Origin of the sequence: Nonomuraea terrae (assembly GCF_044465245.1) — a bacterium.
GTDB classification, from domain to species: Bacteria; Actinomycetota; Actinomycetes; order Streptosporangiales; family Streptosporangiaceae; genus Nonomuraea; species Nonomuraea terrae.
Map to the genome: position 1 here is coordinate 1,071,085 of NZ_JBITLL010000005.1, position 12,555 is coordinate 1,083,639.

The 12,555-nt window shown below is 70.4% G+C and carries 11 protein-coding genes and 1 pseudogene; 8 read left to right on the forward strand and 4 right to left on the reverse strand.

From position 1 onward, the window contains the following. Positions 1-95: 95 nt before the first annotated feature. Positions 96-1,217, forward strand: a complete 1,122-nt coding sequence (locus ACIBP6_RS28675) for a CaiB/BaiF CoA transferase family protein (RefSeq protein ID WP_397056985.1) — start codon at positions 96-98, stop codon at positions 1,215-1,217. On the opposite strand, the gene ACIBP6_RS28680 is transcribed toward ACIBP6_RS28675, so the two are convergent. Then, positions 1,214-2,428 carry an FAD-dependent monooxygenase gene (locus ACIBP6_RS28680; RefSeq protein WP_397056986.1) on the reverse strand — a complete coding sequence of 405 codons (1,215 nt, stop codon included), beginning with the start codon at positions 2,426-2,428 and terminating at the stop codon, positions 1,214-1,216. The two genes, ACIBP6_RS28675 and ACIBP6_RS28680, sit on opposite strands and share 4 nt — an antisense overlap. A gap of 81 nt (positions 2,429-2,509) precedes the next feature. Here ACIBP6_RS28680 and ACIBP6_RS28685 point away from each other — a divergent pair, with 81 nt between their 5' ends. Further along, positions 2,510-3,034, forward strand: a complete 525-nt coding sequence (locus ACIBP6_RS28685; protein WP_397056987.1) for a TetR/AcrR family transcriptional regulator — start codon at positions 2,510-2,512, stop codon at positions 3,032-3,034. A gap of 6 nt (positions 3,035-3,040) precedes the next feature. Here ACIBP6_RS28685 and ACIBP6_RS28690 read toward each other — a convergent pair whose 3' ends face one another. After that, positions 3,041-3,493 (reverse strand): GyrI-like domain-containing protein, encoded by a 453-nt coding sequence (locus tag ACIBP6_RS28690; RefSeq protein WP_397056988.1) that lies wholly within the window; start codon positions 3,491-3,493, stop codon positions 3,041-3,043. Positions 3,494-3,590: 97 nt separating this feature from the next. Between ACIBP6_RS28690 and ACIBP6_RS28695 the strand changes: the two genes are divergently transcribed. Then, positions 3,591-5,030, forward strand: coding sequence for a GuaB1 family IMP dehydrogenase-related protein (locus tag ACIBP6_RS28695; protein ID WP_397056989.1), 1,440 nt, complete (start codon positions 3,591-3,593; stop codon positions 5,028-5,030). Here ACIBP6_RS28695 and ACIBP6_RS28700 read toward each other — a convergent pair whose 3' ends face one another. Beyond that, the gene (locus tag ACIBP6_RS28700; RefSeq protein WP_397056990.1) at positions 5,031-5,678 is read right to left on the reverse strand and encodes an SDR family oxidoreductase; all 648 of its coding nucleotides are present in this window, start codon (positions 5,676-5,678) and stop codon (positions 5,031-5,033) included. It lies immediately after the preceding gene. A 76-nt stretch (positions 5,679-5,754) separates the two neighbouring features. On the opposite strand from ACIBP6_RS28700, the gene ACIBP6_RS28705 reads away from it, so the two are divergent. The 4 genes and pseudogenes from ACIBP6_RS28705 to ACIBP6_RS28720 all read left to right on the forward strand — a co-directional run. Next, on the forward strand, positions 5,755-6,129 hold the full coding sequence (locus ACIBP6_RS28705) for an FKBP-type peptidyl-prolyl cis-trans isomerase (protein ID WP_111181887.1): 375 nt from the start codon (positions 5,755-5,757) through the stop codon (positions 6,127-6,129). 175 nt (positions 6,130-6,304) lie between these two features. Next, entirely contained in the window at positions 6,305-7,828 is a 1,524-nt protein-coding gene (locus ACIBP6_RS28710; protein WP_397056991.1) for an ATP-dependent DNA ligase, read from the forward strand. A 1,327-nt stretch (positions 7,829-9,155) separates the two neighbouring features. Then, complete coding sequence (locus ACIBP6_RS28715) at positions 9,156-9,929, forward strand: septal ring lytic transglycosylase RlpA family protein (protein ID WP_397056992.1); 774 nt, start codon at positions 9,156-9,158, stop codon at positions 9,927-9,929. A gap of 28 nt (positions 9,930-9,957) precedes the next feature. Further along, a pseudogene (locus ACIBP6_RS28720) lies at positions 9,958-10,167 on the forward strand (cytochrome P450); the annotation flags it as partial. Positions 10,168-10,884: 717 nt separating this feature from the next. On the opposite strand, the gene ACIBP6_RS28725 reads toward ACIBP6_RS28720, so the two are convergent. After that, on the reverse strand, positions 10,885-11,478 hold the full coding sequence (locus ACIBP6_RS28725; RefSeq protein WP_397056993.1) for a DUF1707 and DUF4870 domain-containing protein: 594 nt from the start codon (positions 11,476-11,478) through the stop codon (positions 10,885-10,887). Positions 11,479-11,610: 132 nt separating this feature from the next. Here ACIBP6_RS28725 and ACIBP6_RS28730 point away from each other — a divergent pair, with 132 nt between their 5' ends. Beyond that, positions 11,611-11,955: a hypothetical protein gene (locus tag ACIBP6_RS28730; protein ID WP_111185291.1), complete on the forward strand. Its 345-nt coding sequence runs from the start codon at positions 11,611-11,613 to the stop codon at positions 11,953-11,955. Positions 11,956-12,555 lie beyond the last annotated feature (600 nt).

Below are 12,555 nucleotides of genomic sequence, written 5' to 3' on the forward strand. Positions count from 1 at the left end.
CTCCCAGCTCTTCGCGGGAAGGTCGGCAAGCCCGCTTGCACGAGATCACCGAATGTTGTTCTACTGGAGCCGGGTCCACACGCTAGGAGAGGCCGATGCCTGAGGTTCGCCGAGGTCCGCTGTCCGGAGTCCGCGTGCTGGAGCTCGCCGGGCTCGCCCCCGGGCCGTTCGCCGGGATGATGCTGGCCGACCACGGCGCGGAGGTGCTGCGGGTGGACCGCGTCAGGGCGGTCTCCGACCGGCCGCGCACGGACGTCATGGACCGGGGCAAGCGCACGGTCGGGCTCGATCTGAAGGCGCCGGAGGGCGTGGCGGCGTTCAAGGAGCTGGTGCGGCACGCCGACGTGGTCATCGAGGTGTTCCGCCCCGGCGTGGCAGAGCGGCTCGGCATCGGCCCCGACGACCTGCACGCCGTCAACGAGCGGCTGGTCTACGGGCGGATGACCGGCTGGGGCCAGGACGGGCCGCTCGCGCCGACGGCCGGGCACGACATCGACTACATCGCGGTCTCGGGCGTGCTGTCACTGCTGGGCCGCGAGGGCGGCAAGCCGACGCCGCCGATCAACATCCTCGGCGACTTCGCCGGCGGCGGCCTCATGCTCGCGTACGGCGTGCTGCTGGCCCTGTTCGAGCGGGAGCGCACCGGCAAGGGGCGCGTGATCGACGCGGCCATGGTGGACGGCGCGGCGGTCCTGTTCTCGATGTTCTCCCAGGGGGTGCAGAGCGGCTTCTGGGGGCCGCGCGGGACGAACCTGCTCGACACCGGCGCCCCGCAGTACGACACGTACGAGACGGCCGACGGCGAGTACGTCGCCGTGGGGGCGCTGGAGCCGCAGTTCTGGGACGAGATGGTCTCCCGCATGGCCCTGAGCGACCTGCCCGACCGGAACGACAGGTCGCAGTGGCCGGCGTTGAAGGCCCGCCTGACCGAGGAGTTCAGCAAGCGCACACGGGCCGAGTGGGAGGCGGTGTTCGAGGGGTCGGACGCCTGCGTCTCGCCCGTGCTGTCCATGACCGAGGCCGCCGCCCACCCGCACAACACGGCCCGCGGCGCGTTCCTCCAGGTGGGCGAGGTGACGCAGCCGGCGCCGGCGCCGCGGCTGCTCGGCGTCCCCACGCAGGACCTCGCGCCCGCCACCCGCCTGACCGACCTGTCCGGCTGGGGGCTGTCGCAGGAGGAGGCCGACAAGCTGCGCGGCCAGGGGGTCCTGGCCTAACCCGCCTTGGCGAAGGCCGAGTAGTCCTTCACCGGGAAGGAGTGGTGCACGCTCGCGCTCCTGGTGCCGAACTTCATGGCCGCGGTGGCCAGGCCGGTCGGCAGGCGGCTGATCAGCCGCAGTGCCTGGGTCATGCCCCACAGGGCGAAGGGGGTGTCCGGCACCAGTTTGGCCGCCATGTCGACGGCGAACGCGCGGCTGCGGCGGACGTAGTCGCCGATCTCCGCCTCGTAGGCGGGCAGGGCCCGGGTGTGGTCGCCGCCGTGCGCGGCGAGCTCGCCGGCCAGCACGTACGCGCCGACCACCGCCAGGCTGGTGCCGCCGCCGAGCGCCGGGCCGGGGCTGTAGCCGGCGTCGCCGACCAGCGTCACCCGGCCGCGTGACCAGCTGTCGAGGCGGAGCTGGGTGATCGAGTCGAAGTAGAACGCGGGCGAGCGCTCCGCCTCGTCGAGCAACCTCGGCACCTCCCACCCGAGGTGGGCGAACTGCTCCCGGAGGATCTCCTTCTGCCGCGGGATGTCGCGGTGGTGGTAGTCGAGCTCCGCCGGCGTCTTGAACAGGAAGAGCGCCCGCGCGTCGTCCATGTGGGCGGCGGAGTAGACCCCCGCCAGCCTGCCGGCGGCCCTGACGGCCTCCAGACGGCGGTCGAGCCCCAGGTGGTTGGGCACCGAGGCGACGGCCAGGTAGGCGCCGATCCAGGTGGTGAAGCCGGACTCGGGGCCGAAGACCAGGCGGCGCACGTTGGAGTGCAGGCCGTCCGCGCCGGCCACCAGGTCGAACCTCTCCTCCCGGCCCCCGTCGAAGACGACCTCCCCGTCGTCGGAGATCGAGGCGATGGAGTCGCCGAAGACGTACTCGACGTCGTGGCGGGTGGCCTCGTAGAAGATCTCGCTGAGGTCGTCACGCATGATCTCGACATGCCGGTCGGAGACGGCGCCCGCGACGTCGGGCATCTTCAGCTCCACCGGCCTGGGATCGCCGTCCCGGTAGGCCACCAGCGATTGCGTGCCGGTGCTCCGCGCCGAGATCCGCTCCAGCACGCCCATCCGCTCGACGATCTCCATGGCCGGCCGGAACAGGTCGACCGCGTGGCCGCCGGTCTTCCTGAGCGTGGGCGACCGCTCCACCACGGTGACGGTGAATCCGTATCGGCTGAGCCAGTACGCGAGCACCGGCCCCGCGACGCTCGCCCCGGAGATGAGAACCTTCATGCCGCCTCCTTACCTTCCGTTAAGTAAGGACGGTAGCACGAGCGACTTACTTAACGGAAGGTAAGGAGTATTCTTGGGCGCATGTCCAGCGACACCAAGGCACGCATCCAGGCGGTGGCCCGGGAGCTCTTCGCCCAGCAGGGCGTGCGGAACACCAGCCTGCGCCAGATCTCCGAACGGCTGGGCATCACCAAACCGGCGCTCTACTACCACTTCGCCTCACGCGACGACCTGGTGCGCAGCATCGTGCAGCCGATGGTCGACGACTGCGAGCGGTTCGTGAACGCGTGCGAGCCGGGCATCGAGACCCGGCGCCTGCTCGAGGACTACTTCGACGTGATCTGGAAGCACCGCGAGATCATCGTCATGGTGGTGCGGGAGATGTCCACGCTGGCCTATCTCGACCTGGGGCGGCGCATGTTCGAGTGGCGGCGCGTGCTGATCGGCCTGCTGATCGGCCCGGAGCTCACCCAGGAGCAGCAGATCAGGGCCACGGTGGCGCTCGGCGGGCTGGCGGACTGCACGGTGGAATACGCGAACCTGCCGCTGGAGGAGGTCAAGCCGGCGGCCGTCGAAGCGGCGGCCGCCGCGCTCGGCCTCAAGTGAGACGGGTCAGACCGCCACGTACAGGTCGACACCGCCCGGGTGGTGCACCTCCAGGTCGGTGGTGAAGACGCGCGACGGCGTGCCGCCGGACTCGGTGTGGTTCACCAGCTGCTGCCACGCCTCCATCAGCGCCTGCGGCATCGTCCCGCGGGCCTCCAGCCGCAGCGCCTGACCGGCCGGGACACGGACGGCCACCATGCCCTCCGGCAGCCGCGGCACCGTGCGCACGCCCGTGCCGACGATCTGCGTGAACGCGCCGTTGTGGTCGCTCTCGTAGTCCGTGAGGACCGCGTAGAGGTTCTCGTCCAGACGATTCGGCACATGCGCGAAAGCCCCCGGCGCGCCGGCGCGCTGCCAGAGCGCCGGCAATTTGGCGCGCGCCGGGTCCTTTTCCTCGACATTGGTGGTGCGCACGGCGAACCCGACCACGATCAGCTCGGCCCGTTCGGTGACCTCCACAAGCACTCCCCTCCCCCAAAAGCGTCCCGGCCGATCATAAGCCCCCGAGAAAGGGGGAAACTCCTTGTTGACGTACCGGCACATAAGATGGGCGAACGTGAAGTTTCTTAACGACCTCGAGCCCCATTACGACCTCACCTACAGCGACGTGTTCATGGTCCCGTCGCGTTCCTCGGTCGGTTCCCGGCTCGCAGTCGACCTCTCGACGAACGACGGCACGGGCACCACCATCCCGATCGTCGTGGCCAACATGACCGCGGTCGCCGGCCGGCGCATGGCCGAGACCGTGGCGCGGCGGGGCGGCATCGCCGTCATCCCGCAGGACATACCACTCGATGTCGTCGCCGACGTCGTCGACTGGGTCAAGAAACGCGACCTCGTCCACGACACCCCGCTGACCCTGACCCCGCACGCGACCGTCGGCGAGGCCCTGCAGTTGCTGCCCAAGCGCTCGCACGGCGCGGTCGTCGTCGTCGACTGGGAGAACCGTCCCGTCGGCGTCGTGACCGAGGCCGACTGCGCGGGCGTGGACATGTTCACACAGCTGTCCAACGTCATGTCCAGCGAACTGCTCACGCTGCCCGCCGGCCTCGACCCGCGCGGCGCCTTCGAGCGGCTGCACGAGGGCCGCCACCGGCTCGCGCCCATCGTGGACGGCGACGGGCGCCTGGTCGGCATCCTCACCCGTACGGGCGCGCTGCGCGCCACGCTCTACCAGCCGGCCGTCGACGCCCAGGGCCGGCTGCGCATCGGAGCCGCCGTCGGCGTGAACGGCGACGTCGTCTCCAAGGCCAAGGAGCTGCTCGACGCGGGCATCGACTGCCTGGTCGTGGACACCGCCCACGGCCACCAGGAGAAGATGATCTCCGCGCTCCGCGCCGTCAAGGCGCTCGACCCGGGCGTGCCGGTGGCGGCCGGCAACGTGGTCACCGCCGCCGGCGTCCGCGACCTGGTGGACGCCGGGGCCGACATCGTCAAGGTGGGCGTCGGCCCGGGCGCGATGTGCACCACACGGATGATGACCGGCGTGGGGCGGCCGCAGTTCTCGGCGGTCCTGGAATGCGCGGCCGAGGCGCGGCGCCTGGGCCGGCACGCGTGGGCCGACGGCGGCGTGCGCCACCCCCGCGACGTCGCGCTCGCGCTGGCCGCCGGGGCGTCGAACGTGATGGTCGGCTCGTGGTTCGCGGGCACGTACGAGTCGCCGGGAGACACCCACACCGACGCGAACGGCCGCAAGTACAAGGAGAACTTCGGCATGGCCTCCGCGCGGGCCGTACGCCTGCGGACCGCCGACGACTCGGCGTTCGAGCGGGCCAGGAAGGCGTTGTTCGAGGAGGGGATCTCGACGTCCCGGATGTACCTCGATCCGAAGCGGCCGAGCGTCGAGGACCAGATCGACGCCATCGTGGCGGGTCTGCGCTCGTCGTGCACGTACGCGGGGGCGGCCGACCTGGAGGAGTTCCACCAGAAGGCGATCGTGGGCGTGCAGAGCACGTCCGGCTACGCGGAGGGCATGCCGCTGCACCAGAGCTGGTGATCAGTTTGCGGCGGGCCCTGCGTCCAGCCGCACCGTCGTCCCCGTCACGGACCTGGCCAGGTCCCCGGCCAGGAACACCGCCGCACCGCACAGGCTCTCGTCGGGTGCTCGGGGGTTGTCGTTCTCCGTACGCGGGGTGATGGCGTTCACCCGGATGCCGCGGGGAGCCAGCTCGGCGGCCAGCGTCCGCGTCAGGCTCTCCAGCGCGGCCCTCATCGCGGCGTGCACCGGCGCGCCCGTCTCCGGCGGGACCACGGTGACGATCGACGCGCCCGGGCGCATCAGCGGGAGCATTGTCCGAATCATTCCGGTGACCTGCGTGAAGTGCTCCTCGAAGAGGAGTCGCTCGCCGCGCGGCGAGCTGCCGGCGAACCCCTCGTGCGAGGCGTCCGCGGAGCCCTGGTTGTTGACCAGCACGTCCACGCGTCCCCACCGCTCGCGTACGGCCTCGGCGAACACCTCCACCGCCACCTGGTCGCGCACGGTCATCGCCGGCTCGCCGTGCGGCTTGTCACGGTCGCAGGCGGCGACGTGCGCCCCGAACGCCGCGAACGCCTCCGCGATCGCCGGCCCCGCTCCCCTGGCCGCCCCGGCGACGACGGCCACGCGGCCGGTGAGCAGGATCGAGTCGGGAGAAAGGGCGGCCATGAACGATGACGATAGCCCGACCGCATAGAGTCGTCGGGTCATTCGCATCGTCAACAATCGCAACAGGAGCATTTTCGTGGCACTCGAGAAGCCCGAGATCGACTTCCCCGGCGGCAACCCGCCCGCGGACCTCGAGATCGAGGACCTGACCGTGGGCGACGGCCCCGAGGCCAAGCCCGGCCAGAACGTACGCGTCCACTACGTGGGAGTCTCGTTCTCGACCGGGGAGGAGTTCGACGCGTCGTGGAACCGCGGCCAGGCGTTCGAGTTCCCCCTGGGCGCCGGTCGCGTCATCGGAGGCTGGGACCAGGGAGTCGTGGGCATGAAGGTCGGCGGTCGCCGCAAGCTCGTCATCCCGCCGCACCTCGGCTACGGCACCCGCGGCGCCCCGCCGCGCATCAAGCCGAACGAGACGCTGATCTTCGTCGTCGATCTTCTCGGCGTCAGCTGACGGCTCAGCACCGTGCGGGACACTCCGGCCCCAGAGCCCATCGCGGCTTTCCGGCCGGACTGTCCCCCGCCGCTTTGCCTGCCCTGCAGCCGCTGATTCCCTTTCGGCGGACACACGCAGGAGATATGCCGATTTCGGTTGGGGAAATGTCGCCTGCGTGAGGCACCATAGGCGTGTGCTTCTGATCGACGTGGTCCGGGTTTCCGAGGTGGTGACGCGCACGTCCGCCAGGCTGGGCAAGATCGGCCATCTGGCGGAGCTGTTGGGCCGGGTCGGCCCGGAGGAGGCGGAGATCGCCATCTCCTACCTCTCGGGCGAGCTGCCCCAGCGGCAGGTCGGCGTCGGCTGGCGCACGCTGGAGGACATCCCGCAGCCCAAGCTGGCCGCGACCGCCACGCTGACCCAGGTCGACGAGCTGCTGAGCCGCATCAAGGCGGTGTCGGGGCAGGGCTCGCAGGCGGCGCGCAAGGCGCTGGTGGCGGAGTTGTTCGCCGGGCTGACGAGCCAGGAGCAGCAGTTCATGCGCCGGCTCCTGCACGGTGAGCTGCGCCAGGGCGCGCTCGACGGCGTCATGATCGAAGCGGTGGCCAAGGCGTCGGGGGCGCCGTCGGCCGACGTGCGCCGCGCGCTCACACTGCGCGGCTGGCTGCCCGCCGTCGGTGCGGCCGCGCTGACCGGCGGGGTGGCGGCGCTGCGCGGGTTCCGGCTGGAAGTGGGGCAGGCGGTCTCGCCCATGCTGGCGGGCAGCGCGCCCAACGTGGCCGCCGCGCTGGAGAAGGCCGGCGCTCCCGCCGCGCTGGAGTGGAAGCTCGACGGCATCCGCGTCCAGGCCCACCGTTCCGGCTCCGAGGTCACGGTCTTCAGCCGTACGCTCGACGACATCACCGCACAGGTTCCCGAGCTGGTCGAGGCGGTGCTGGAGATGCCGTCCGCCGATCTGGTGCTCGACGGCGAGGTGATCGCCCTGCGGCCCGACGGCCGGCCGCACCCGTTCCAGGTGACGGCGAGCCGCGTCTCCAGCAAGACCGACGTGGCCCGGCTGCGTGAGAAGACGCCGCTGAGCGTGTTCTTCTTCGACGCCCTGCGCATCGACGGCGCCGACCTGCTCGACCTGCCCTACGCCCAGCGCCAGGAGGCCCTGACCCGTACGGTCCGGCAGGGGCTGCTGACGCCCCGCCTGATCACGGGTGAGGTGGCGGAGGCCGAGCAGTTCTTCACCGACGTGGTCAAGGCGGGCCACGAGGGCCTGGTGGTCAAGTCGCTCGCGTCCCCCTACGCGGCCGGCCGGCGCGGCGCCGGCTGGATCAAGGTCAAGCCGCGTCACACGCTCGACCTGGTGGTTCTGGCGGCCGAGTGGGGCCACGGCCGCCGCGAGGGCAAGCTGTCCAACCTCCACCTTGGGGCGCGCGATCCCGAGGGCGGGTTCGTGATGCTCGGCAAGACGTTCAAGGGTTTGACCGACGAGCTGCTGGCGTGGCAGACCGAACGCTTCCTGGAGCTCGCCGAGGGCCCCACCGACCAGTGGACCGTCAAGCTCCGGCCCGAGCTGGTCGTGGAGATCGCCTTCGACGGGGTGCAGCGCTCGCCCCGCTACCCGGGCGGCATGGCGCTCCGCTTCGCCCGCGTCCTGCGCTACCGACCCGACAAGCGCGTGGAGGACGCCGACACCGTCGACACCGTCCGCTCCCTGATGCTCTGACCGGGCCCCTCCCTTGCACCTGCGGCGAATCCTGTTCGGCACGCACAGCGGCACGCGTGCAAGGCAGTCACTCCCCACCGACCAGCCCAGCCGGGGCCACCCGCGTGGCGGCCGCAGGAAAGCGGCGCGCTGCCCAGCAGGCTGGGCATGACGCCGCCGACCCGGGGTCATGCGACCTCAGAGCCCCCACGTCCCGGTGAGGCGCCAGTACGGCCCCGTAGACGCCCGCCTCCACGCCTGCGACCCGGGGTCATGCGCCCCTCGCAGTGACTCCGGAAGCACCGCCCCGCGGCGGGGCAGCAGTACGGCACCGTCGACGTCTCCCGCTACGCCGCCGGCCTGAGCACGTGCCGCATGTTGTAACCCCGAAACGGTCGCAACCCAGTGAGGCGGAAGTGCGGCACTGTTGTCGTCTCTCTCGACGCCACCGACGACCTGAGCCGGCGCCCTCCAGGGTGCCCACACGCGGATTCGACCTCGATGCGCCATCTGCACGAAGACGCGCGTGAGCGCGCGCTGGGCGGCTCCCGGACACCGGGCGTACACGCCGGGCTACCCGCCAGGCGGGAGACTGAGCGGGCGCCCACAACTGGACCGGCGATGTCAGCCCGGTTCATCTCGTCAAGGCGCAGCGACAGGCCTCGGGAAGGGACACCTCCAGCAGCGACCGCTTGATCGTCTGCGCCTGGGGTCCCGCCCCGCCGGTGATCCGTCAGCCCCGCACCGCAACACGACGCCACCCTCGCACCACAGCACCACCGTCGGTCAGCGGCTCGACTCCACCGGGCCCAGCGGCGAGCGCTTGATCGTCTGGCACGCCATCCGCCCGCACCGTTACACAGCGTCACCCCCAGACCTCGGCACGATGCAACCGCCGCACCGCGCCGGCCCCGCACCGCGGCGCCACGTCCAGCCCCGCGCCACACCTGCACCGCGGCGCCACGCCACGCTCCCGTCGGTCAGGGGCACGACCCGCACTGAGTCCAGATCATCGAGCTGGACAGGTGACGTGCGTCGTCGGCGAGCAGGTGCTCGGCTGTCACTCCTGCAGCGCCCGATCCCGGCAAGGAGGGAGTGCGGCGCCCTGGCTGTTGCGGGAGACCGGTTGATCCACACGTACACGCGGCAAAATCTAATGATCACGCACTGTAAGTGATTTATGTCACTAGATGTCCCATTATGTTGCCTTTGCCTACGGTTTGTCCCTTATGTTCGTCCACACCGCGCGGGTCCCCCGACCCCGCCCACGGATCGGCCGCCGTACAACCCCGCCCCCTCAGGCGCGGCCTTTCCTTGCCCCATCCCCTAGCTAGGACCGTGGTTTACCTTGGGCCAGCATTCGCGCAAGCCGTCCTTCCCGACCTTCCCCGGCCGCTGGGTCGCGGTCGCGAGCGGAGCCGCCCTTGTCGCGGCCGTCTCCACCACCGCCTGGGCCGCCATCGGCAACGACGACCTTCCCCAGCGCACTGTCGCCATGTCCCTGTCCGAACCGGTGACGACGTCCTCCCCCACCCCGGCGAAGACGGCGAGAACGACTCCCAGCCCGGCAGCCTCGCCGCACAAACCCTCCCGCCGGCACAGCCCGGCGCCGTCGTCGCCCGCCCCCAGGCCGTCCGCGGTGGTCGCTCCGGCGAAAGCCCTCAGGTCGCCCCAGCCCACGAAGTCTCCGTCGCCCGCCGAATCCCCCAAGGCGAAGACCAAGACCGAATCCCTGAAGGCCGAGACGGAGACCGCCAAGAAGGCGGCGTACAGGACCCGGGTGGCCAGGAACGAGGACACCCGGGGCGAGCGCAGGAAGCCGAGGTCCCGCGTGATCGCCTCCGGCTCGTGTGGCGCGTCGTACTACGGCGAAGGCCAGATGACCGCCAGCGGCGAACGGTTCAACCCCTCCGCCATGACCGCCGCCCACAAGACTCTGCCCATGGGCAGCAGGGTGCGCGTCACCAACCCGGACACCGGCGAATCCGTCACCGTGCGGATCAACGACCGCGGCCCCTTCGTGGGCGGGCGCTGCCTCGACCTGTCCGAGGGTGCCTTCGCCGCCCTCGGCGACCTGAGCGCGGGCGTGATGCACGTGAAGTACCAGGTGCTGGCCCGCTGACCGTGTGGGACCGGTTGTGGCCACGGGGCACGACCGCTACCGCCGTCTCACCGGCGAGTTCACCGTGCGCGGGATGCGGCTGCTCACCGAGCGCATCGAGCAGATCGCCCGCGAGCACTTGGACGCCATGGAGCGGCAGGGCCCGCCCGCCGACCTGGTCGAGTCGTTCGCGGCGCCGATCCCGGCGGTCGTGATCTGCGAGCTGCTCGGCGTGCCGGAGGACGAACGGGGCCGGTTCCTGGCCCACGCCGTCACGCTCACGCGGGGCGGACCGCTCCGTGACGGTTGACGCGGACGCCCCTGGGGCCGCCGAGGAGAAGGCGGCCGGCTCGACGATGCCATCCGCCCTTCCGCCTTGGGACCTGCGGCCGGCGATCTGGTCACCCCGGACGTCGACAAGACGGTACGGCCCCCCACTGGGGGCGTCCACGTGGGCGAGGCCCCGCGTACCCACGATGGCCGCTACTGGTGCTACGTAGCCACGCGGCGCCCGCCGCAGGGCACCCCAACCAGATGGCGGCCGAGCGACCTGGAGTGTCACGTCCGACCCGGGCCTCCCGGCCGACCCGGGGCCTCTGCACTCACACCTCCAGCCCGTTACGCCTCAGCGTCGCGAACACCGGGTGCTCAGCCGGTCGTACGCGCCATCGCTCAGGCGTCTGCCGTGGCGACCAACACCGCCCGAGCCCTTCACGATCATGGCCCGAGCCCACGGGATACGCGCACCGGCCGGCCCATTGCGGTGGTGGGTTCGTTCCCCTTGCCAAGGTGCCGACGGATGTCGGCGGAGGTGGTGTTTCGTCGGCAATTCCGTGGAGCTGGTGTCAGGCGGGTTCACTTGGCAAGGGTTATGAGATCGGAATGAACCGACGGCGAAACTCGCGTTGGGAAAATACGTGCCGCCGACCCCGAAAGAGCTCAGGGTCGGCGATTGCGACGGCGAAAGCCGGCCAGATCACTTCACCAGGCGAACCGTCATCGGGTAACGGTATTGGTCTTCCGACAGAGCCGTGACGCCGGCGACGATGCCGAGGACCATGGCCGCGACCCACAGGAACGGCAGCAGCACCATCCCGATGACCGTGAACGTCAGCAGCACCGACGCCCCCATCACCGTGAGTTGGAAATTGAGCGCCTCCACGGCGTGGCTGCGGATGTACGGCGACGTCTTGCCGCCGGTGAGCATGAGAATGAGCGGCCCGATGATCGGGAAACCGATGATCGGCAGGAAATGACCAAGAGCGGCGCCGAGACGCTCGTTGCTCTCCGTCGCATGAGCCGGGCGTGCCGGAGCCGGCGGCGGGGCGAGTCGTTCGACTGCCTGGCTGCCGTACAGCTCCGTCATGATGGGCGTCAGGTCGCCGTGCGTGCGCGCCGTCATCGCCTGTTCCAGCCGGTCGTCGAACTCGAGCTTGTCGAGGCGACCGTCCGCGTAAGCGGCTTTGACGTGCTCGACGACGTGCTCGCGGTCCTGATGGGTGACGCGCAGATGAGCTGGCGGCACCTCTCCCGGCCCGGGGATTTTCGGTACCCCAGCCATAATCGCCATGCCTCTCCTCTGAGAATCGGGCTGACACCCCCATACTGCGCCGCCGCATCGTCGCCCGCCGTCGGGAGAATCCCCGATCTGTCCCCGAGATCATCCCCGACGCGAAGCCTCCAGACGGTATAAAAAGGATCCATGAGATGGCGAGACCGCTACGGCATTCGTCGACTGCGCGGTCGTAAGATCGCGAAGTTCGACCGAGAGGCGACAGACGCCGACATCGAGGCGCTCATCGCCTTCGCCCGATCGCGGCGTGGCGTCGAGTTTTATGTCGAGCCAGAGACTTTTGCCACCGATACGACCGCCGTGGCGGTGGCCGACGACGGCGAATGGACCAGACGGCGGGTCGGTTCGCCCGCCGTGATCCACAAGGTCGCCCGCGATCTTGCCCTGCCGGTGTACGACGTACAGCTGACCGGCTACCCGCAACGCATGCGCGCGTACAACGAACGCCGCCGCAAGGAAGAGGACACCCTCTGACGGCCGGCCATCACAGGCCGGCCTGACCGTTCGTCATACAGCAGGCCACCATGTCTGCGTCCCCACAACACGCCGCCTCCCCGACGGACCTCATCGAGCACTCCGGCCCACCCAACCCTGAGCCATCGCCACCCAGCGGACGACGCTGACATCGCGTACACCCACATCACCGAACCTCCGACCATCGGGTACGCCCGCTCACCGCACGCGCTGACCGCACCGAGGTGGGAGTCTTCGACGGCCACCGCCGGCTGGAGGGTCTCGCGGACGTGGGCCACGCCGGGGTGGTGCTTGAACTGAGCGTCAAGCCGTCCGTCCTCATCGGCGAGTTTCAGGGGTCGGTGCTGCGCCGCTCCAGCAGCGGTAGCTCCTGGCCAACAGGGCGGCCAGAGAAGCTCAGCGTGCCGAGCAGCCAGCCCCTCGCTCGTACGGACACGGGCCTTCCTGCGCGACATGACCTGTCGAGCGGCCCGCACAGGATTGTTGTCGATGCACGACCTGCCAAGCAGCCAGCCCCTCGCTCGTACGGACACGGGCCTTCCTGCGCGACATGACCTGTCGAGCGGCCCGCACAGGATTGTTGTCGATGCACGACCTGCC